This is a genomic window from Virgibacillus profundi, from assembly GCF_002287375.1.
Classification (GTDB): Bacteria; Bacillota; Bacilli; order Bacillales; family Amphibacillaceae; genus Virgibacillus_K; species Virgibacillus_K profundi.
Genome location: NZ_NPOA01000003.1, coordinates 93,743 through 115,687, shown reverse-complemented (window position 1 = coordinate 115,687; position 21,945 = coordinate 93,743). Strand labels below are relative to the sequence as shown.

Here is a 21,945-nt window from a genome sequence, read left to right as displayed (position 1 = left end):
AATCACTCCAATGGAAGCTTGATAAAAACAGTGGTCCCTTTTCCTGGTTTACTTGATAATTGTATGGTTCCACCATGAGACTCCACAATCTCTTTGGAAATAGCCAAGCCCAATCCTGTTCCACCACTATTTCTCGAACGGGATTTTTCAACACGATAAAGACGATCAAATAGAAATGGAATATCTTTTTCCGGTATGCCGTCTCCTTGATCGGAAACAGTAATTTCTGTATTTTTTCCGGATTTGTGAACATCTAAATAAACAGAACCGCCTTCAGAGGAATATTTCAAAGCGTTATCCAAAACATTTATCAAAACCTGCTCAAAACGGTCTGGATCAATATTTACAAATATATCATCAGGGCACTGATAGGAAAATGTGATTCCCTTTTCTGCAAACACAGGATTGATTCGATGTGCAATTGATTCAATCAGACCCCGAAATTGGATTTGCTTACGAACAATCGAAAATTTATTATGATCCATTTTTGCTAATTCAAACAGATTCTTAATCAATTTAGTTAAATGTTCTGTTTCTTCGCGGATAATTGCAGTATACTCTTTTATTTCATCACTCGGGAGATCCTGCCGATTAATAATATCCGCATAGCCTTTCATATAGGTTAAAGGTGTTCTCAGTTCATGTGAAATACTTCCCAAAAATTCATTTCTAGCAGTTTTTAAATACTCCAATTCGTTGGATAACTCGGCAATGGACTTTGCCAATTCCCCGAGTTCATCCCTGCGTTCAGTGAACAATTCAACCCTTTTTCCCTTACTTAACTGTTCGGTGGCTCCCTTCAGTCTGATTAATGGGAGTGTAATAAATCTCGACAAGATAAACGTTGTAATCAGTGTTAGAACAATCGTAATCATAAAGATAAAAACAAACTGATTACTCAGCTGTCCAACAAGTTTTTTTACACTGTTTGTATCTGCAAACATGAATACATGACCAGCAGTATTTTCATTAATAATTATTGGACTATTGGAAGCAATATACTTTTCCTGCTTCCATTGTCCCTCAATAATTTCTCCTTTATGGACCACTGCTTCGTCATTCATATTTTCCATGATGTCTTTCATTTCTTGATCAACCGGGTTCGATGAATTAATAATATCGCCATTTCCATTTGTGATGACCACAGAATATTCCGAAGCAATCTCCATTCTTGCAACATGCTCGATGGTTGTCTCATCATAGTAATCTTCCAATACGGCACTGTGTGAATTCCCGCGTGTCAGCAAATTGTCCATTACACTATCAACCCGGTCATTCGCCAAGGTTGCATATAATATAAAGAACAGAAGAGATTCTATGATTAAAATAAATATAAAAAATAGCAATCCTGTTTTCAGTGATAGTTTGTTAAACATAAGCAACCTCTTCACATATTCATCGTCTTTTTGAACAGTCCTTGTTAATTCATTTTATTATAAAACTCCGTCCACTTCTCATTGCCTGTTTCGTAAAAATACCGCCATGCGTCATTTCCATTCTCATAGGCCTCCCCCCAATTTTTCGTCTGATTATCATAGCCATAGCTCCAAATTGTGGTGGAGCGCTCATAGAATTTACTCCAGAGATTATCTGCATTTTCCATTTCTCGTTCATTGGTCAAATAATTGATCAGCTCTTCCTCCCGCTCAAATTCCTGATCGGACTTATCCATAATGGACCTGCCAGTTTCCTCAGCCTGTTCCATTAGCTGCTCCGAGATTTCATCAGCCTTTTTCATCCCCTCCTGCTGCCATTCCTCCCAGGCTGTTTGCATACGGTTATATTCCTCCTGCCAATATTCATCTAAATCCTGCTTATTTCCGGCATAGGTGAATTCTCCCCGGCCTGCTTCAGCCACCTTTTTTAAGAGTTTTTGTGCTTCATCATCCACTTGAAATCCAATAATATTAATAATTGGCTGGACCCCTTGCTTGTTTAACTTTTCAGCTTCAGCTACTGGATCTCCATCACATGTTTCTATTCCGTCACTTACAACATACACAATTGCATTGGACGCATTTTCAGGGATATCCTTTTCCGATTCTTTCAGCGCATTGGCGATAGGTGTCCACCCAGCTGGAGAAACCCCGTCAAGCGCTTTGGAGATTTTACCCTGATTCATTTCTCCATTGTATAACGTCTCTGTTGACTTACATGATTTCTCTTTATCCTCATCTGTTCCTGTACCTTCGTGTCCATAAACCCGCAAAGAAACCGTACTGTTTTCCGGTAATATTTTAATAAAATCACCGATTGCTTCTTTTGCAAGTTCCATTCTGGACGTTCCATCACTTATTGCATTCATGCTTCCACTGGCATCAAGTAAAATAGCAAAATGTGTTGTTGACATCGCAGTCTCGGTAGTTGGCTTATCCACTTCTTCATTTGGACTATCCTGATTTATTTGTACGGTTGGATCAAATGTTACAAAAGTTTCTACTTCCTGATGATAGTCTTCACGGATTAATTGTAATATTGCTGATTCAAGTTCTGCCTCCTCCGCATCAGTAGGCATTTCATTAAGCTTATCCTTTGCGGCTGATACGTCATAGCTATTTCCACTGTACATTCCTTCTTTAATTACTAACTCTTTTTCCAAATCTACTAATTCACGAGGCAAGTTAGCCAGCTGATAGGATTCTACTTCTTTCTTCCACCAATCAGTCTCTGTTTTTTCCTGTTTTTCATCTTTTTCCTGTACTTCCTCTTTTTCAACCGGTTCTTCCTTACTTGTTTCTGCAGCTTCCTCTTCACCACAACCGGCAGCAAATACAAGCATGCTTAGTAATAAAATGATTGCACGTTTCATATGTATGCCTCCTTGCGCGTACTTGTTATTACTTTAATAATAGACTATTAGATTATGTTATATCAACGGATTATCCAAAATGAGCTGCAAAAAAGGAATATCTTTTTATGGAGAACATTAACGAAGGTTGTCTATACCTTCGGGACTTCGATTACTCGTCCCACCTAAAACAGCACTCAGATATCAAAAAGCGGAAAATTTAATAAAAAGACAAAAAACACTTGACTTTTATTTCTGACTCTTCTATCATTAACTCCAATAACTTAAATAATTTAAGCGTTGATGAAGAAGAGTAGTCTATTTGAACACTTTAGAGAGCTGGTGGTTGGTGTGAACCAGTGTGACCAGGTAGATGAATGGGCTTCTGAGCTTCCAAACCGAACCGTAACTGTAGTAGGCTTTGGCGAACAAGTCTCATCGTTATACGAGACGAATATTAGGCATGCCTGATATTTTGCTAAAGTGAGCTTATAATTAAGCTAATAAAGGTGGTACCACGGTTCCTCGTCCTTTTCGGATGTGGGGCCTTTTTGTTTTTTTACAATTTAATAAAAATCGTTTAAGTAAGAGAAGTAGGCATTAAGTGAAGCGTTAAAGAGAGCTGGTGTTGGTGAGATTCCAGTACGTGGAGCAATGTTGAATGGACTTACGAGAGGTTTCCTGAAACATTTAAAAGTGAAGGCGACTGTTTATAAGCGGACTCATAAGCAAGGGGGCGAAAAGCAATTGGGTTTGATTGCTTGAAGTGCCAATTGCTTATGACGGCAGCTTCTAGGAGCCGTAGCTGGACGATCAAAAGCGAAGGCAACTACTTCGCTTTCAGAGTAGGGAAACACGGATTTCCGCCGTTACACGGATAGGATATCGAGAATTTAGATAGGCAGTAACAATACTGTACTCTAAAGAACTCCGTATCTGAATAAGATGAGAAGAATTTACATCCATTCTTTTCAACAGAGGTGGCACCGCGGTATATTCGTCCTCTATAAACACAGGGTAAAACTTGTGTTTATAGAGGGCTTTTTTTATTTCTAAAAAGTGAAAGGGGAAAAAAATGAAAGACACTCAGACCGCTTCCTTTAAATTAATTAAATTGAACGCAGATACGCTAACGCCAATTGGTATCTTCCAAAGCTTATCCGGAAAGAAAAAATTTCTGCTGGAAAGCACCTTCCAGCATGAGGAAAAAGGAAAATTTTCATTTATAGGATCAGAACCTTATCAGGAAATTATCGGCAGAGGAAACAAAACAACTGTAAACGATCTTGAGAATGAACATGTAAATTATCACAATCAGAATGCACTCGACTATATGAAATGCCATTTGCCAAAGATTGAAATTGATCTTCCCCTCCCTTTCTATGGTGGGGCTGTCGGTTACATCGGCTATGACTTTATTCGTCAGTATGAAGATATCGGTCCCTCACTGACGGACGATCTGAATATGCCGGATATTCATTTCATGGTTTATAAAGATGTCATCATTTTTGATCATTCAAATGAAACTGTTTATGCGGTTGCTATGAATCCGGGACTAGAGCCGGAAGCCTTACTTGATAAAAGGCTCGAATCGTTACGAAATACCCTAACTACAAAAGCAGATGTAAGTGAAGGGGATCTATCCAGCATTGACTTTGAACCGGAACTAACAGAGCAGCAGTTTATTGAAAAGGTCAGGATAGCCCAGGAAAAGATTCACCAGGGGGAGGTTTTACAGGTTGTCTTATCACAAAAGATGAAAGCAAAAATGAATGGAGATCCGTTTTCCTTTTACCGAAGGCTTAGGCGGGCAAACCCTTCACCATATATGTTCTATATCAATTTTGAAGACTATCTCGTTTTGGGAGCATCGCCTGAAAGTTTGATACAGACAACAGGAAGAGATGTTGTAACAAATCCGATTGCCGGAACACGTGCCCGTGGGAAAACACCCCATGAAGATGAGGTGCTCATAAAGGATCTACTCTCAGATGAAAAGGAGCTTTCCGAACATCGAATGCTGGTAGATTTAAGCAAGAATGATCTTGGAAAAGTGTGCGAGAGTGACAGTATTACGATCCCAACCTATATGAAAATAGAGAAATACCAGCATGTCATGCATATCGTCTCTGAAGTGAAAGGCAGATTAAACAAAAACCTCTCAGGACTCGATGCATTGATTGCATGCCTGCCTGCAGGAACTGTTTCGGGAGAACCAAAAGTCCGGGCAATGCAAATTATTAATGAATTAGAGGAAAAGAAACGTGGCGTTTATGCTGGTGGAATCGGTTTTATCAATTTCAACCATGATTTAAATATAGCACTTGCCATTAGGTCACTTGTTATTAAAGGTACCCGCGCATATCTTCAGGCGGGGGCCGGAATAGTCTATGATTCAGTACCGGAGAAGGAATATCTGGAAACACTGCAAAAAGCAAAGTCGCTTATGGAGGTATATCAAGCTGACCCTGTTAATTGAAGGTATTACATGAAAACAGGGCTATAAATGACACGGAACTTTTTAGACGAGATTCAAAAAAGGAGATTACCAAAATGAAAAACTATCTTGAGAAATTAATCAAACAAGAAAATTTGTCAGTAGATGAAATGAAGGACGCAACAAAATACTGCTTTACAGATGGTGTTACAGATTCTGAAATTGCCGCTTTCCTAACTGCTTTACAATCCAAAGGAGAAACGGCAGACGAAATTGCTGGAATGGTTGATGTTATCCGATCCCAATCAACGTTTAAGACAACCAATATAAAAAACGCAATGGATAATTGCGGGACAGGTGGAGATAGATCCTACAGCTTTAATATCAGTACAACATCAGCATTTGTCATCGCAGGCGCCGGTGTTACTGTTGCCAAACATGGAAACCGCAGTATTTCAAGTAAAACTGGAAGTGCTGATGTTTTAGAGCATTTAGGTGTTTCCCTTACTTTTACCAATGATCATGTCGAAGAAATGCTTCATGAAAATAAAATTGCCTTTTTATATGCTCCCAATGTTCATAAAGCATTAAAACCTTTTTCAAAAGTAAGGAAGGATCTTGGATTACCTACCATTTTTAATGCGATTGGACCATTAACAAATCCTGTCCCATTGGATTCACAGTTACTTGGTGTTTACCGTCGCGACATGGTGCAAATGCTTGGTGAAGCATTGAACAAATTAGGCCGCAGACGGGCAGTCGTTGTAAATGGAGCGGGTTTCATGGATGAAGCATCACTTGCAGGTATCAATCATCTTGTCATTCTTGATGAGGGGAAATTGACACCATTTACATTAAGACCAGAAGAAGTGGATTTACCAACCTATCAAAATGAAGCAATCCGTGGGGGCAACGCCAAAGACAATGCAGCTATATTGAGAAACGTTTTGAACGGAAAAAAAGGTGCTTATTATGACACTGTACTTTTAAATGCAGGACTTGGCTTATTTGCCAACGGTGCAGCTAAAACAATTAAAGCGGGCATCAATCTGGCAAGGGAAAGTATTGATTCCGGAGCAGCAATGGAAAGATTGCAGCGACTGGTAGAGTTCAGCAAAAAAATTCCAAGTGGGGTGTTATAAATGTCAATTCTGGAAAAAATCCTGACACAAAAAGAAAAAGAAGTCGCACAATTAGTTAATCAAACGTTTGATCAATCTGTTCATAAAAAAGGAATTACATTTAAGGAAAAGGTTAAAGCTTCCCCAAACATAACTGTTATTTCCGAAATTAAACGGTCTTCCCCTTCCAAGGGAGCAATTGATATGAAGGTTGATCCGGTGACTCAAGCGAAAAAATATGAAGCATTCGGTGCCGGCGCTATTTCAGTTTTAACAGACCAAACCTTTTTCAATGGCTCCATGGAAGATTTAAAAGCGGTGAGAAAGGCAGTTGATTTGCCAATTTTATGCAAAGATTTCATTATCGATACCATTCAGATTGATCAGGCTAAGGCAGCCGGTGCCAATATTATTCTGCTTATTGCTGCAGCTTTATCCGATACCGAATTGAAGGGACTTTATGAATATGCAAGGAACCGTGATCTGGAGGTCCTATGTGAAGTTCATAATGAAGAGGAGATGTTGCGTGTACTTGAACTTAATCCTGACATCATCGGCATTAACAATCGAAATTTAAAAACATTTGATGTCAATCTGGAAACAACCAAAAGATTAGCCGCCATGGTAAAAAACAAAGAAACCATACTAATTAGTGAAAGTGGAATAAAAACACAAGGTGACGTTCTACAGGTGAGTGAGGCCGGAGCGGATGCCATATTAGTTGGGGAAACATTGATGCAATCAACTGATTTGGCAAAAACTTTTCAGGATTTACAAATACCAGTATATACAAAAGGAGTGAATTAGAGAATGATTGTTAAAATTTGCGGCATAAAAAACAAAGAGGCGGCAAGCACTGCAGCTAAGGCTGGGGCAGACTTGATTGGTTTTGTCTTTGCAGGAGGAAAACGTCAGATTACACCAGAAGATGCTGCAGAAATCGCTGAGACTCTCCCCTCTTCTGTTCAAAAGGTTGGCGTGTTTGTAAATGAAACACCGGAAAAAATGCAGGAGATTGCTGAACTAGTCGGGTTGGATTTTATTCAGCTTCACGGTGATGAGCCGCACGAGGTTGCAGAAAGCCTTCCATATAAAATTATTAAAGCATTTCCGGTACATCCTGAACGTCTTAAGGATATTCAAGGCTACCCATGTGACTATTATCTGCTTGACAGTCCTTTTGGCAAGAATCGTGGAGGAAATGGGACAACATTTGATTGGAACCTTACCGAAAAGCTGTCACTTGACCCATCAAAAATTCTATTAGCTGGTGGATTGTCACAGGAAAACGTAACTGAGGCTATAAAACTTGTAATGCCGGCTGGTGTTGATGTATCCAGCGGTGTGGAAACAAATGGGGTAAAGGATCTGACGAAGATTAAAAGATTTACTGAAACTGTTAGAAGCACTGGAAAGGATGAGACCATTGACAACATATACAATGCCTAATGAAACAGGTAGATACGGTAATTTTGGCGGCCGATTTGTACCGGAATTATTAATGCCTGCCGTTATTGAACTAGAAAAAGCATACGAAGAAGCAATAAACGATCCTAAATTTATAGAGGAACTGAATTATTATTTAAAGCAATATGTCGGCAGAGAAACTCCACTTTATTATGCAGAAGGAATCTCGAAAAAAATTGGTGGCCCAGATATTTTCCTCAAACGGGAGGATTTAAATCATACAGGTGCCCACAAAATCAATAACACCATAGGTCAGGCGCTTTTAACGCGTAGAATGGGAAAGAAAAAAATCGTAGCTGAAACAGGTGCTGGCCAGCATGGTGTAGCAACAGCAACTGTCTGTGCCTTGCTGGGTCTTGAGTGTGTGGTATTTATGGGTGAAGAAGACATCCGCCGTCAAAAGCTGAATGTTTTTCGTATGGAATTATTGGGAGCAGAGGTCTGCAGTGTTTCCCAGGGTAGCGGAACATTAAAGGATGCAGTGAATGAGGCATTGCGCTACTGGGTTAGCCATGTAAATGATACCCATTATATCCTTGGTTCTGTTGTAGGCCCACACCCCTTCCCTAAAATTGTCCGTGATCTGCAGGCTGTAATTGGCAAGGAAACAAAACAACAAATCGTTGAGCAGACTGGAGAATTGCCGGATGCTGTTGTTGCTTGTGTTGGCGGGGGAAGCAATGCAATGGGAATGTTTTATCCATTTATTGAGGATAAAGATGTAAAATTATTTGGAGTTGAAGCCGGGGGCGCAGGTCTTGAAACAAATAAGCATGCGGCAACATTATCAAGTGGAAATATTGGTGTATTACATGGTACATTAACACATTTATTACAGGATAATCATGGACAAATTGAAGAAGCATTTTCCATTTCTGCAGGGCTGGATTATCCTGGTGTAGGTCCGGAGCACAGCCACCTGCATGATTCAAATCGGGTTACGTATACATCCATCACCGATGATGAGGCATTGGAAGCCTTTCAATTTTTATCAAAGTCAGAAGGAATTATTCCCGCACTTGAAAGCGCACATGCAGTTGCATATGCCTTAAAGCTTGCTAAAGAAATGAAACAAGGTGAAACACTGGTCATTTGTCTCTCCGGCCGTGGTGATAAGGATGTTGAACAAGTAAAAAGCTTATTGGAGGGGAAATAATATGGGAAAAGAACGAATAGAGAATGCATTTCTGGAAAAACAATCAGCCAATGAAAATTTGTTTGTTCCATACATTATGGCCGGTGATGGCGGTTTAGAGATCTTGGAGAAGCGCATTGAATTCTTAAAAAAATGTGGTGCAGCTGCAATTGAGCTCGGCATCCCATTTTCTGATCCTGTCGCTGACGGCCCAACTATACAAGAAGCTGGCATTAGAGCTTTAGAAAATGGTACAACATTAACTGCTGTATTGGAAAAACTTAATTCTTTCCAGGAAAAACGCACTGTTCCAATTATTTTAATGACCTATTTAAATCCAATTTACGTATATGGTGTGGAAAAGTTTGCATCCGATTGCAGGGAAGCAGGGGTTGATGGAATAATTATCCCTGATTTGCCTATGGAAGAAGAAGCGTTTATTGCCGAATCCTTAAAAGCTCATTCTATTGCTTTTATTCGACTTGCTGCAATGACCAGTCCAATAGAACGACTAGTGGAGTTAGCAAATAGAACGGAAGGCTTTCTCTATGCTGTCGCTGTTACAGGAACGACAGGAGCACGTACCGTCCACGAAGAAAATGTGAAAGCCTATTTACAATTGCTGAAAGAAAATAGTTCTGTGCCGGTTTTAGCAGGTTTTGGAGTTTCAAGCGTTCAACAGGCACAGGATTTAGGCACTTATTGTGATGGGGTCATTGTTGGAAGTAAAATTGTTGAATTGTTTTATAATGGAAAAACTGAAGAAGTAAAAAGTCTAATCAAAGGAAGTATAAGTAATGAATATATTTTAGGATAAAAAAACAGTCACTGATTAAATGCTGGTCAGTGACTGTTTTATTTTGTCCTTATCTTGCAAATGAACGAATGACATCATAATCTAATGCAATTTTTTCTCTTTGTAGTTGTTCTTCATTCTTTTGGTAATAATATTCTCTATTTTTTTCTGTATTTAGCATTAATTTTGCTTGATTCTTCTTAATGTTTAACTTTTTCAGTTTCATAAAATTTTTCACCTGCTTTCTTTAAAATGACTAGTCAGTTTACTTAATGTTATTGTTTTCTTTCATTTCTTCTCGTATTCATTACCTGTTTGTCTAAGTTAAGTATGCAAGCATTGCTGCTTCCATCTCTTTGATGCGTTCTTCTACTTTTTCCTCATCATAACCGATTGTTACATGCAGCCAAATACCATCATGTAATGCCCAAAACATAGCTGATGCTTTTTCGGGATCAATATCCTGTTTAAACTCACCCGCTTGTTGTCCTTGTGCAATAATTTCTTTAGTCATTGCAAACATGACATCAAACCGATCTTTCAGTATATGCTGCACATCCGGTGAGTCTGTGGAGTAAAGCCAAAACTCAATATGGGTACGCATCATTTTCTTTTTCTTTAAGTCGTATGGAATATCTGAGTTAATCCAATATTTCAGTTTTTCAATTGGGCTATTCAGTTTATCTAAATTAGTCTGGAGCATTTGCAAAGTTTCTTCTTTATTAAGCTGTAGTAGATTAATAAAAATATCCTCTTTACTTTCAAAGTAATTATAGAAAGACCCTTTACTCAATTTTGAATAGCTTACAATATCATCTACAGTAGATGCATAATAGCCTTTTACAGAAAAGCACTCCAATGCAGCATCAAGTAATGTTAATCTTCTCTCTTCTTTTGCTTCATCTGAAATTCTTGGAGCCATTTTCCACACCTGCTTTTTTCTTCATTTCAAAACTGACTGGATAGTTTATATAAATTGTATCTCATTTTGACACAATTTACAAGTGCTATGCTCAAAGTATTTGTGACTAATTTTTGTCTGTTTAGGTAGTTGTTTTCTTAACATATAAAAACACAGGCAAATATTACAAGCTTGCCTGTGTTCAAAAGGGAGTTAGGTAAAATCCTTTGCTTTATTCACTTCGTTTCAGGTATTGCTGCACGCATTTCTTTCACTTCACCTTGTTCACGCTGTTTATATCTCACCAGGCGAATCGCATTTAAAATTACAATCAATACACTGAGTTCATGAATCAGCATTCCAGAAGCCAGGAATATTTTCCCTAGCAAAACTCCGACCAGTAACAAGGCTACTGTTCCAACTGCAAAGAACATATTTTGCTTCATGTTACGAACTGTTGCTTTTGCTAAAGAATAAGCGTACGGAATTTTACTTAGTTTATCAGCCATTAATACAACATCTGCAGTTTCCATCGCTGCATCTGTACCCGCTGCACCCATTGCCATCCCGACATCTGCCAAGGCGATTGCAGGAGCATCATTAATTCCATCTCCAACCATTGCCACACGATAACCTTCAGCTTTTAATCGTTTTATATGGTTCACTTTATCTTCTGGCAGCATTTCTGCGAAAACCTGGTCAATTCCAAGCTGTCTCGCCACTTTTTCAGCTGTATGTGTATTATCCCCTGTAAGCATTACCGTATGTTTTACACCTGCAGCTTTTAATTGTCTAATTGCGTCAGCCGCTTTCGCACGAATTTGGTCAGCGATGGAAATGACGCCTGCTAACTTATTATCAATTCCCACGAATATTGCTGTGTTACCATTCTTTTCTTCCTGAATTGCGTAACTTTCAATGTTTCCTGGAAGCTGTATTCCATTTTTACTCAATAGCTTACGATTTCCAATAACCACTGATTTCCCAGCAACGGTTGCGTATAATCCATGTCCTTTCTCAACGGTGAAGTCTTCTGGTTCATTTGTTAATGTAAGTCCACGATGTTCCGCCTCATTTACGATTGTTCTTCCTAAATGATGCTCGGAAATAATTTCAGCTTCTGCAGTTATTTTTAAAAGTTCCTCTTCTTTCATTCCAAAAGCCTTCATTCCAGTTACTGCAGGCTTTCCTTTAGTAAGCGTACCAGTTTTATCAAAAACAATAACGTCGATCTTTGCGAGGTTTTCCATAACCTCGCCACCTTTTAGTAATGTACCATTCTTGGCTCCATTACCAATACCGGCGACAAGTGATACCGGTGCAGAAATAACGAGTGCCCCAGGACATGCAATTACTAAGAAAGTAATAGCTAATTCAACATTTTGTGTGAATACAAAAACTAAGACAGATAATACAAGGATTGCTGGTGTATATACATTTGCAAAACGCTCAAGGAATTTCTGTGTTTTTGCTTTCGCTTCCTGTGCTTCTTCAACCAATTCAATGATTTTTGCAAACGTTGTATCATCTCCAACTTTTTCTGCTTCAACTTCGACATATCCATTATCAATAATCGTTCCACTAAAAACCTGATCTTTTAATTTTTTACTTGCAGGAACAGATTCTCCTGTAATTGCCGCTTCATTAATAAATGCCTGACCAGATACGATTCTGCCATCAATGGCAACCTTTTCACCTGATTGAATCAGAATGCGATCCCCTTCTTCAATATCGCCAACAGGCATGATAACGCGTTCACCATTTTTAAGTACAGTTGCTTCAAGTGGTGCCATATCCATTAATGTTCTAAGTGATGAGCGTGTTTTCTCCAATGTTCTTGCTTCTAAATATGCCCCGAACAAGAATAGAAATGTTACTGCTGCTGACTCAACATATTCTCCAATAATCAATGCACCAATTACTGCGATTGTTACGAGCAGTTCAATACTAAATGCCTTCATCATGACAGACTGGATTGCTTTTTTCGCAATAGAATAACCTGCTACAAACGTTCCGGCGATTAGTGCAGTGTTTTTCCAAATTTCCATATCCAAAAAATGAAACATAAGTGCTAAAGCTAATAATATTCCCGAAACAATAACGACATGAATCTTTTTGATTTTACCCATTTTAATTTACCCCTTTCGAAAAATGAATCGAGCTGCTCCTCTTGCAAGGGCAGCTCTGTAAACTTAAGCTGTCTTGCTTGATAATACCGGATATCCTAACTTTTCAATTATTTCCTGTAATTCCTCTGCTGTTACCTGTTCTGTATTAAAGGTTGCTTTTACTTTGCTGGAGTTAAACATCACTTTCGCTTCCTCTACTCCATTCATCTTTCCTAATTTACCTTCGATTTTTTTAATACAAGATGGACAAGTTAACGGTTCTAATTGAAATTTGATTGTTGTCATTTTTTACTCTCTCCTTTGTTTTCTATGTCTTAAGTATAAGCTGGTTTTTGGAATGATTCCTTGACGTGGGTCAAGATTTATAAAACGTTTTAAATTCTTTTTTTGAGGAAGATTAATTTAGGAGAGTTATTCTATAAAAACTGGAGGTAATAAAAATGGCTCATGAAAAATACGGCTCGCTAATCCAAACATTGCATGAATATATGGAAGCATGTAACCATTGCTATGACGCTTGTTTGAAGGAAACTGATATTGATATGATGCGAGATTGCATTCGTTTGGATAGGGAATGTGCGGATATGTGTGGCTTTCTGGAACAAGCTCTAGTACGTGATACACCTTTTGCAGCGCCATTAGCAAAAGCATGTGCAGAAATTTGCGAGACTTGCGGAAATGAATGTAAAAAACATGATCATGAACATTGTCAGAAATGTGCTCAGGCATGTTTTGATTGTGCCGAGGCATGTAAGAAGCTAGCTGCTTAGTTTTAGGATTTTTTAAAGATGCTGCTTCTTTTTCAATTCATAACAACAATTTTTTTGAAAAATTATCTATGGGAAAATCCATCTGAGTTAGTTATAACCCTAGGTGGTTTTTCCGTGATTTTCAATATATTTAGGATGTCAGCAGAACTCTGAATTTTGATACAGATTTATGTTTCTTTATTGAATAAGTATGAAATAAAAAACTATTAAATCTCTATACCCATAAAAAAATTTTCTCAAATTTAATGAGTATATCCAAAGGGAACATCTTGATAAACTGGAACATTCCAATACATTGTAAACCCGTTTCATGCTGGAGCGGGTTTTCGCATGCCCACTTCGGTTGAATTTTCGCCCAATTGGCAATCATGATAAAAGGTTATTGGATTGGAGTGGACCCATATGAATATTATAGCATTGACAGTAGAACTGATTACCGGATTTGTCGTCCTATTTATTTTAATTAAAGTACTTGGCAAAAAAATCATCGATCAGATTACACCGTTTACCTTCATCGCAGCGATTGTTCTGAGTGAGCTGCTGGGAAATGCGCTGTATGATAAGAAAGTCGGAGTCGAATATATTATATTTTCCATGACACTGTGGGCAATCATGATTTTTTCCGTGGAAGTTCTTAGCCAGAAGTCCCTACTGTTCCGAAAAGTTTCTGAGGGTAAGCCATCGGTGTTGATTCACAATGGCATTATCAATCGCGATCAGCTTAAAAAGAATCGCATGAATATTAACCAGCTTCAGAGCCTCCTGCGCCAATCCGAAACTTTCTCAATCCGCGAAGTTGCGTATTGCTATCTTGAGGCAAACGGATCAATCAGTATCCTGAAAAAAACATCGAAGCAGAAGTTGCAGCAGGAGGATATACAGCTATCCCCGAAAACGGTGTACGTTCCTGTAACGCTAATTCGTGATGGGGAATTGCTGTATGATGAACTAGTATAAATTCAGAAGAGCTCAGACTGGTTGAAAAATGAACTGAAAAATCAGGGCGTTGATAATTTCCGCGATGTTTTTCTGGCTGAATGGCTGGAAAGGGAAGGACTTTTTGTGCAGACAATCAAACAGGTATCAGGTGACTACTAGCGAGCAACTTGATTAAGTACTTATTTGAAAAGAGTTTTTTGGAAGGAAACATGCACGAACTATTAGTTTTATTCATAAAATGGAAAGGATTAGGTAAACGTTTAATTGTTTCTACAGTTAAAGGGCGCATATTCGGGGTAAGGATTGCGCTATTCCTTTATGTAAAGGACAATTTTCCTGCTTAAGAAAAGTGCCTTAGCCTGTAAATTTTGAAAAAGGCATCACCTTCTTTATGGAAAAGGGAATGTATGTTAGACATATTTAAAGTTTTTCTGGAACAGGCCTTAGTGCGTGGCACACCATTTGCAGCACCATTAGCAAAAGCATGTGCAGAAATATGCGAGGCTTATGGAAATGAATGTAAAAAGCATGATCATGACCATTGTCAGAGATGTGCTCAGGCATGTTTTGATTGTGCGGAGACATGTAGGAAACTTGCTGCTTAATTAACCTTTGATAAAAAAGTTCAACTTAAAAACGCCTATTTTATAGGCGTTTTTCTGCCGTCTTTCTGCCATTGATAACTTTGCTATTACTTGTTCCATGGTTCTCCAGAACACACGCCCGATTCTTCAACTTGTTTTATTAACCTTTCTATCATGCCACCTGATTGGGATTCAGGTACGGCCATAGCTGACTCAGGAGCAAATTCCTCAATTTTGCAAATAGAAATATATAGTCGTTCAAAGTAAAGGATTCCATCTTCACCTCCAATAATCGGATTCACAAGAAACTTAACACTATTTTCTAGTCTAATTACTCCATCTCTAACCTCATTAACCCTTCCTAACACTATATTTCCACTATCTTCAAATAAAAGAACCTTACGATTTTCGAAGTATCTTAAAGCGTCACTCATACCCGAAACGCATGATTCTTTATCATTATTGCATTTTCTGCAACCACATCTTTGTTGATTATAACCCATATTATTCATTCCCTCCTCACATTCATTTCTATCAAAATACCTATTTGGCAATTGCTTCACCATTAACTTCTCACCTCCTTTACTCTCAGTAAATGCTTACGATGTATGTTTTGAACTGTCCATTCGTGTAGTTAAGGGAAAATGTACGCTTGACTCTAGTACAAAAGCATTGTATTCCGAGATTTCTATATGCAGTTATTTTTCCATAGAAATAATTAATCTCCTATTCATTTTGAATGGGAGATTAGTTATTGTTATCTATAGTGCAATACGTCTCATTTTTAGGATTAAGTAGGTAGAATGTGACTGGAAATATTCATTTCTTAAACTAAGACAATAACACTATATTTAATATTTTAGGCAGGATTATCAAGCAGTATTCAACTAAACTACGTATGATACATTGAGGAAAAATATAATATTAGGGGGTGTGAAAGATATGAATCAGGTTTATAAAAAAGACAACTATGACTTCCACAAATCTAAATGCAGAAAGCAAAATCATAAAAAGGATAATGATTGCTGCAGCCGCTGCAGCCGCCATGACAAAGCTTGTGGTAAACATCATAAAAATTGTGTTGAGGATGTATTAGAAGCAATACTAAAAGCACAGAAGAAGGCTAAAAATGATAGACATTGCAAAACTTCATGTGAGGATTCCATAAACGATTTGCTTGGAAAGAAAAAAAAGGTAACTAAAAATACGATTCCATTCATTCTTTACTGTGGATGCGAACCTTTTAAGGGTACTGGTGTAGTAACATATTCCAGTTGCTCAAAAAAGGACAAAAGATTTAGATGTATCGACTCATTTATTTTTAAAATCAAAGAACTTGATGGAAATTGCGCCGTTCTTGAGTTGCTAGCATTTAAATCTAATTTAAGATATTCAGCAGATTCCAAGGGAGATTGCAGTCACAATCCATGTAGCCCTTGTTGTCAAATTGATGGTAAATGCGTAGATGACCTCATCAGAACAGGAATTTGTATTCATGTAGACCTCTCATGTTTTAGTGCCGTGACATGCTTACCAGCTGTATATTTATAAACTTAAACGTTGAGAGATAAAGGTAAACCTTATAAAGGTTCACCTTTTACATACATTTTCTATCCCCCAAACGCTTCTAGTAATTCTTCAATGTCTTTCAAGTCTAATTCACTTGAGTTGGGTGTTTTATTATTGACCAAAAAATCAATTCTCGGCTCATTTTTTATAAGATTTCCACGTTGCATCATCTTTTTTATTTCAAGTAATTCAATCATTATTTCTTTTGATCCAGCGCTTTGGACGGTTTGGGGATGGAGGTATTCATCAAGTGCAGATAATAGGAGATGAATAAGTGTATTATTCTCTGCGTGGTACTCTAATTGTTCCTGTACCCCCTGTGAGATTAATTGGGATTCCCCGGTTTTGACATCGATGAATTTGTCAGGAATAGTTAATACTGTTTCGTTGAGATAATCCGTATATATTCTTGACATTTCCATCACCCCATTCTTTAGATTTTTGTATAAGCGAATTCATCTATATTCTCATTCCTGAATTGGTTCATTTTAGCCAGTATCATTAGTCCAAGAACATTGAGGTTTGCCATATCCTCAGGGTAATATAGGTCGATCGGGCGTCCTCTTTCTTTCCATTTAATTGCGGCTTCTTCAATTTGCCTTTGTGCAATATCTACTGCTCCACCAACAGCTATATATCTTGCTGCACCCTTAATTTCACTAGACCTACTGCGTACACGATCAAAATGTTCAAGATACTTCATTGCCAGAGACCTTAACTGGGGTATGATATATTTACTTATATCCCGTTTCACTCCTGCAAAAGGTTCTACATACCACTCCGACTGTCCTTTTGCTAATTTCTCTTCAAGTTCTGATCTCGAATTGAATTGATACAACTCATTTTTACTAACCTTTTGCATGATTACATCAAGAAATGGATTGATTCCAAATGCTTCCCCTTCAACAGAAGCAACTGGTTTATTATTTTTAATTCCTATAAAATCAACAGAGTCACCACCTAAGTCTCCAATAATAATTCCCTTTAATGAATCTTCTACCAGTGTCTCATTCGTAATGGCTAGTGTATCCTGATCACGTGTCAAGCCTAAGTATGCACAAGCCCCTTCTGCTCCGACTATTACATCTTCAATAGTTAGTTTCACTACAGATTCTTTCGGTTCCTTAATTCCTGGAACCTTATGAAAGATTACTGTATGTGTACCAATAAGACGTTCCTTAAATTGTTCTTTATTTTCCTTATATTGCGTCGTAGGCAATGAAACACCTAATTGATCAACCTTATACTCAAGTTCCGTATCAAATGGATTAGACAGTAAAGTATGATAGGCTGCCATTGCAAATAATAGTATATAAGTCCTTACTTCATCTGTCTTCTGATTATTATAAGAAGTAAAACTCACATTTCTTTGCTTAGCTGCTGCCTTACCAATATAAAATATCTCTCGTTTATCAACGAATGAAGAACTTTTAATTTCAACAATTAAATTTTCCTCTAGCTCAATATCTTCATCATCGTACGGCTTTTCATATAATTCTTCATCAAACAATGCGATTGCATTTGGCATCTGATACTCAAACATTTCGCCACCGTCTGATACAAGAGCTTTATACCAGCTGTTCCCTATATCAACAGCCAGAATATTATTTCTCACCATCATATCTGCCTCCTCTTCTGTAATCATATGCAATACAAGATGGGCTGTGCCAGTACCTACTTTTTTTATTTTTTCCACTTGAACTTGTAATCTGTCTTTAAAATCCACGTTTATACTGATACAAGCAACCATCCTTAATAGAACAGACTGCATAGAATACAGTGAGGTTAAAAAAAAGGAGGAAAAAAAGTGAGCAAAAATGAAAATCAGAATAACTGTGTAAACGTAAACCAATCAGCGTCCCTTGAACAGTGTACAAATGCACCAACAGATCTTCCATTCTTTACCGGTACTCGAAGAATAAGGGTTCCTGTTAATTTAGGAGAGTTTGTAGTAACTAGCCATCTATCTGCAAATATTACTTTCCCCGATCCAGTTTTAGAAATTAAAGATGTCAAAAAACGGGTAGAGATTGTTCAATGTCGTCTTATGACAAATGCTACTACTGCTATAACTGGTGCAAGCACTGGACCATTCCCATTATTTATCAGAGGGTTTGTTCGTAAAAACATCCAATACGCATCCCCTTGTTTCAATTCATCCGGAGAATGCGTCTCATCTGAAATGAAGTCATTCACAACCAGGGTACCCTTTGAGTGTATGACAACAGTCACGCTCGATGTTCCGGCGCGATTACCTGAACTTAATGAAAGAGCTGAATTTGACTTTGCCATAACGAAAGATTTAGGTGCTGGCTACCCTGAAAAGGATCATTTTCATTCCAGTGACATTTCGCAATTCCACCAACAGAGTGAACAGGCATATAATGACCTTCCATTCTGTGAATTAGTAAGAAATAATATCATTGAATGGGATGAAGCAACCGATCGGGAAACCTTCGAAGACGGCCCTGTAGGTGAAGGATTTTTCCAAAACATTGTTGAGAAAATGACGCTTAACTTTACTATTAGAGTGCTTCAAGTCCAAAATCTGCAGGTAACCGGCTAGATTTTCTATTACCACCTGATGTATTTAAAGTCTATAAACGATTTGTTTTTACGTATCCAAAATAGGTACTCTCCATGCTTCCTCAGAGGAAGCATGGATTTTTTTATGCCCTTATTATCCTAGTTACTGGATTTATGGGTAAATGTCTAACAAAATTATTCTTCTCATGATATTAGCCCATACATAGTTATTTATCTCACATACGATAAATTATATTTTGTTTAGGAGGAACCCAAATGTCAGAAACAAATGTTAACAAAGTTGAATGTAAAGTATCTTCAAATATAAGTGAATGCCATAATCAACCCATAACACCCCATGTGAGCATTGGAAGAATATACACCAAATTGCCTGTCGTCTTGGCAGAACTTACATTACAAATGAATTTAGATGCAAGAATAACCTTTCCCGAACCGGTATTAGAAATAAAGGACATAAAAAAACGAGTCAATTTAACGCAGTGCAGATTATTATTGCCTACCTCAAAATTATTTATCAAAGGTTTCGTTCGCAAAAACATTCAATATGCCAGCCCAACAAAAGATATTGAGGAAAGCACTACAAAATCAGTAGCATCAGACCTGCATTCTTTTACTGTTGATATTCCATTTGAATGTGTAACAGAAATCAGTGATTTTCTTTCCATGCCGGCAATGCCCAAAATAAATAAACGTGATGAATTTGATTTCGGCGTATCAAAAGCGTTACCACCAGGCTATCCAGAAAAAGACGAGTTACTAACGAGTGATCTCTCACAGTTTCATCAAGAAAGTAAACAGTTTTATAATGAACTCCCTTACTGTGAATTACTCTCCAGCAAGATAATTGAATGGGATGAAGCAGTAGACAGAGTTCCACTTCCAGATACTGCTCCTTTTCATGAAGGGTATTTTACTACTGTCGAAGAAAAAATGGTGTTGGATATTTGTTTGAAGGTGTTACAGAATCAACAAATAAGAGTGACATCAACATCAAATGATGAACCATGCGACCCTTGTGAGTCTAATCCTGAGTCAGACTACAAACTGGATATTGATACCGATTCAGAATAGTGATCAATAGCCATTATATAGATCTTTAACTTATATAAGGAGGGGATTGGAGAGGTGCTCAATATAAAGCACTTTTCAAAGTAAAATGACTAAATTTAATACCTCTAAAAATAGAAAACAGGAAAAGAAGAGAATTTATTCACCAATTATAAATAATAGAGATATACCAAGCCCTGTGATCTTTCCACCCCCAAAAATAAATGATCAGGAAGTTAAAAAAACTGAAGCTATCACTCATAATCAAAGCCCACCAGAAAACAAAACAAAGGAGAGGAAGACATCAAAATTAAAAAAGAGAAAGAAACGAGGATTTAAATCACTGAATGATTTATATTATAAATATGGTGGGGACGCACAGCATCATGAAACAAATCGTCTATCTAGTTCGGCTCAGACTGAAAAGTTAATGGATGAATCTTTATCTTTCGCAGATAAAGCAGCAAACCAAAAGAGTGGATCAGAGGCTGAAATAGATTCTTTAACTAGGGATAAATCATCTAGTAATGGTGTACAAAATAAGCAACCAAAGGAATCTTCAAGAAACAAGGAAGTTTTTGAAAACGGGGATTTACATTTAACGGATGAGGAGAATAAATTTCCATCACTTGAAGATGAAGACTTGGCACAAACCTCTACAGAAACAATAATTAATGAAAGTATTTCCCCTGAGAACGAGGAAAAAGATAATGATAAGGAATCGTATATAAATGAATCAGAAGAAAATCGCAGCCTAAAAGAGGCTTTATTTGAGGAATTCTCATTAGTGCTAGAAGAATCATTAGATAGTCCAAATGATTTCGCGGAAACTATTCAATCAAAAGATGAGACTTCACATCATGAAGATGAGCCTTCTCAAAATTTACTTGAATATAATGAAGAAGCACCCTTGTCCCATGTTGCGGGAAAAGCTGCTTCATTAGCGGATGAGGCCCCTCCCAAAATTGATGAGCAAACATCTGAATTAGAAAAAACCATAAGTAAAGACAAGGATCATTCTTTGCAAAAGCAATTTGATGGATTGCATGGAACAATCAAAAAACACAATAATGACCATGAAAAGATTAATACGGTAAATAAACTTGTGAAGCTGCCTGTTTTATTAGCCAACATTAACTTTGATGTCGATATTATTCAGACCATCGATTCAGCATGTCCAATAGAAAGTATTACAAACATTGATTGGTCTATCGAATCATTAATTACACATGTACTTCCTTCTGCAAATACCGTTTTTCTTAAAGGTATACTGGTAGCCGATATTGAATATGTAAGTGAACAAACAATCCATACTCTTAAAATTCCCATCTACTGGGATAAGGTGGTTCAGGTTGACTGGATAAATTCTCCTGAACAAAGTAAAGAATTGCTGAGTGAATATACATTTGGTTCATCTGATCAAGATTTCAGCACACATCTTGAATTTTCAAAAACATTCACCGAACCAATTGAAGATGATTTGCAAAGTATTCATTTTATCTGGCATAATGAACTGGATTCTAAGTCTTTTTCTTCCAAAGTCTCCGTCCAAGGTACAGCTAATCTATCTATCAATTTATTGCAGAAACTATATGTGAATGTCTTCACTAAAATAGATAAGGAGCGTAGATAGGGACTTAAATCCACAAGATGATATAGTAGTCTAAGTAATTCAGGGTGAAACAATAAGTATTGATTTTATTGGTAGTGGTATG

At 37.5% G+C, this 21,945-nt stretch carries 21 protein-coding genes, 1 pseudogene and 2 other annotated features; of the genes and pseudogenes, 13 read left to right on the top strand and 9 right to left on the bottom strand.

What is annotated here, in order from left to right; translation table 11 throughout:
- Positions 1-2 precede the first annotated feature (2 nt).
- Both CIL05_RS05485 and CIL05_RS05480 read right to left on the bottom strand, forming a co-directional pair.
- Positions 3-1,376, bottom strand: a complete 1,374-nt coding sequence (locus tag CIL05_RS05485) for a sensor histidine kinase (RefSeq protein WP_095654517.1) — start codon at positions 1,374-1,376, stop codon at positions 3-5.
- Between the two features lie 44 nt (positions 1,377-1,420).
- On the bottom strand, positions 1,421-2,809 hold the full coding sequence (locus tag CIL05_RS05480; RefSeq protein WP_095654516.1) for a vWA domain-containing protein: 1,389 nt from the start codon (positions 2,807-2,809) through the stop codon (positions 1,421-1,423).
- A gap of 270 nt (positions 2,810-3,079) precedes the next feature.
- Positions 3,080-3,324: a binding site (T-box leader), on the top strand.
- A 34-nt stretch (positions 3,325-3,358) separates the two neighbouring features.
- Positions 3,359-3,796 (top strand) — a binding site (T-box leader).
- Positions 3,797-3,863: 67 nt separating this feature from the next.
- Here CIL05_RS05480 and trpE point away from each other — a divergent pair.
- The 6 genes from trpE (at position 3,864) to trpA (ending at position 9,765) form a co-directional block, all read left to right on the top strand.
- Positions 3,864-5,267, top strand: coding sequence for an anthranilate synthase component I (gene trpE, locus CIL05_RS05465; protein ID WP_095654514.1), 1,404 nt, complete (start codon positions 3,864-3,866; stop codon positions 5,265-5,267).
- 74 nt (positions 5,268-5,341) lie between these two features.
- A complete protein-coding gene (gene trpD, locus CIL05_RS05460; protein ID WP_095654513.1) occupies positions 5,342-6,367 on the top strand; it encodes an anthranilate phosphoribosyltransferase in 1,026 nt (341 codons plus the stop codon).
- On the top strand, positions 6,368-7,153 hold the full coding sequence (gene trpC / locus CIL05_RS05455; protein ID WP_095654512.1) for an indole-3-glycerol phosphate synthase TrpC: 786 nt from the start codon (positions 6,368-6,370) through the stop codon (positions 7,151-7,153). It abuts the gene before it with no gap.
- Between the two features lie 3 nt (positions 7,154-7,156).
- Positions 7,157-7,795 carry a phosphoribosylanthranilate isomerase gene (locus CIL05_RS05450; RefSeq protein WP_095654511.1) on the top strand — a complete coding sequence of 213 codons (639 nt, stop codon included), beginning with the start codon at positions 7,157-7,159 and terminating at the stop codon, positions 7,793-7,795.
- On the top strand, positions 7,773-8,969 hold the full coding sequence (gene trpB / locus CIL05_RS05445; protein WP_095654510.1) for a tryptophan synthase subunit beta: 1,197 nt from the start codon (positions 7,773-7,775) through the stop codon (positions 8,967-8,969). Before CIL05_RS05450 ends, trpB begins: the two co-directional genes overlap by 23 nt.
- Before the next feature lies 1 nt (position 8,970).
- Positions 8,971-9,765 carry a tryptophan synthase subunit alpha gene (gene trpA / locus CIL05_RS05440; protein ID WP_095654509.1) on the top strand — a complete coding sequence of 265 codons (795 nt, stop codon included), beginning with the start codon at positions 8,971-8,973 and terminating at the stop codon, positions 9,763-9,765.
- A 49-nt stretch (positions 9,766-9,814) separates the two neighbouring features.
- On the opposite strand, the gene CIL05_RS22075 is transcribed toward trpA, so the two are convergent.
- From CIL05_RS22075 to CIL05_RS05425, 4 genes are all read right to left on the bottom strand, one after another.
- Complete coding sequence (locus CIL05_RS22075; RefSeq protein ID WP_165769048.1) at positions 9,815-9,970, bottom strand: hypothetical protein; 156 nt, start codon at positions 9,968-9,970, stop codon at positions 9,815-9,817.
- Between the two features lie 93 nt (positions 9,971-10,063).
- Positions 10,064-10,666 carry a TetR/AcrR family transcriptional regulator gene (locus CIL05_RS05435; RefSeq protein ID WP_095654508.1) on the bottom strand — a complete coding sequence of 201 codons (603 nt, stop codon included), beginning with the start codon at positions 10,664-10,666 and terminating at the stop codon, positions 10,064-10,066.
- A 215-nt stretch (positions 10,667-10,881) separates the two neighbouring features.
- A complete protein-coding gene (locus tag CIL05_RS05430) occupies positions 10,882-12,774 on the bottom strand; it encodes a heavy metal translocating P-type ATPase (protein ID WP_095654507.1) in 1,893 nt (630 codons plus the stop codon).
- 63 nt (positions 12,775-12,837) lie between these two features.
- Positions 12,838-13,059: a heavy-metal-associated domain-containing protein gene (locus CIL05_RS05425; protein WP_095654506.1), complete on the bottom strand. Its 222-nt coding sequence runs from the start codon at positions 13,057-13,059 to the stop codon at positions 12,838-12,840.
- Between the two features lie 155 nt (positions 13,060-13,214).
- Between CIL05_RS05425 and CIL05_RS05420 the strand changes: the two genes are divergently transcribed.
- The 3 genes and pseudogenes from CIL05_RS05420 (at position 13,215) to CIL05_RS05410 (ending at position 15,088) form a co-directional block, all read left to right on the top strand.
- A complete protein-coding gene (locus CIL05_RS05420) occupies positions 13,215-13,544 on the top strand; it encodes a four-helix bundle copper-binding protein (RefSeq protein ID WP_095654505.1) in 330 nt (109 codons plus the stop codon).
- Positions 13,545-13,946: 402 nt separating this feature from the next.
- Positions 13,947-14,642: pseudogene (locus CIL05_RS05415) on the top strand (DUF421 domain-containing protein).
- Positions 14,643-14,890: 248 nt separating this feature from the next.
- Positions 14,891-15,088 (top strand): four-helix bundle copper-binding protein, encoded by a 198-nt coding sequence (locus CIL05_RS05410; protein WP_095654504.1) that lies wholly within the window; start codon positions 14,891-14,893, stop codon positions 15,086-15,088.
- A gap of 86 nt (positions 15,089-15,174) precedes the next feature.
- Here the strand turns inward: CIL05_RS05410 and CIL05_RS05405 are convergent, their stop codons facing one another.
- On the bottom strand, positions 15,175-15,633 hold the full coding sequence (locus CIL05_RS05405) for a hypothetical protein (RefSeq protein WP_095654503.1): 459 nt from the start codon (positions 15,631-15,633) through the stop codon (positions 15,175-15,177).
- Between the two features lie 376 nt (positions 15,634-16,009).
- Here CIL05_RS05405 and CIL05_RS05400 point away from each other — a divergent pair, with 376 nt between their 5' ends.
- Positions 16,010-16,618, top strand: coding sequence for a CotY/CotZ family spore coat protein (locus tag CIL05_RS05400; RefSeq protein ID WP_095654502.1), 609 nt, complete (start codon positions 16,010-16,012; stop codon positions 16,616-16,618).
- Positions 16,619-16,677: 59 nt separating this feature from the next.
- Here CIL05_RS05400 and CIL05_RS05395 read toward each other — a convergent pair whose 3' ends face one another.
- The gene (locus CIL05_RS05395) at positions 16,678-17,052 is read right to left on the bottom strand and encodes a hypothetical protein (protein WP_095654501.1); all 375 of its coding nucleotides are present in this window, start codon (positions 17,050-17,052) and stop codon (positions 16,678-16,680) included.
- A gap of 17 nt (positions 17,053-17,069) precedes the next feature.
- Complete coding sequence (locus CIL05_RS05390; RefSeq protein WP_095654697.1) at positions 17,070-18,254, bottom strand: ParM/StbA family protein; 1,185 nt, start codon at positions 18,252-18,254, stop codon at positions 17,070-17,072.
- 189 nt (positions 18,255-18,443) lie between these two features.
- On the opposite strand from CIL05_RS05390, the gene CIL05_RS05385 reads away from it, so the two are divergent.
- The 3 genes from CIL05_RS05385 (at position 18,444) to CIL05_RS05375 (ending at position 21,863) form a co-directional block, all read left to right on the top strand.
- Positions 18,444-19,202, top strand: coding sequence for a CsxC family protein (locus CIL05_RS05385; protein ID WP_095654500.1), 759 nt, complete (start codon positions 18,444-18,446; stop codon positions 19,200-19,202).
- Positions 19,203-19,438: 236 nt separating this feature from the next.
- On the top strand, positions 19,439-20,254 hold the full coding sequence (locus CIL05_RS05380; protein ID WP_095654499.1) for a CsxC family protein: 816 nt from the start codon (positions 19,439-19,441) through the stop codon (positions 20,252-20,254).
- Between the two features lie 85 nt (positions 20,255-20,339).
- A complete protein-coding gene (locus tag CIL05_RS05375; RefSeq protein WP_095654498.1) occupies positions 20,340-21,863 on the top strand; it encodes a hypothetical protein in 1,524 nt (507 codons plus the stop codon).
- Positions 21,864-21,945 lie beyond the last annotated feature (82 nt).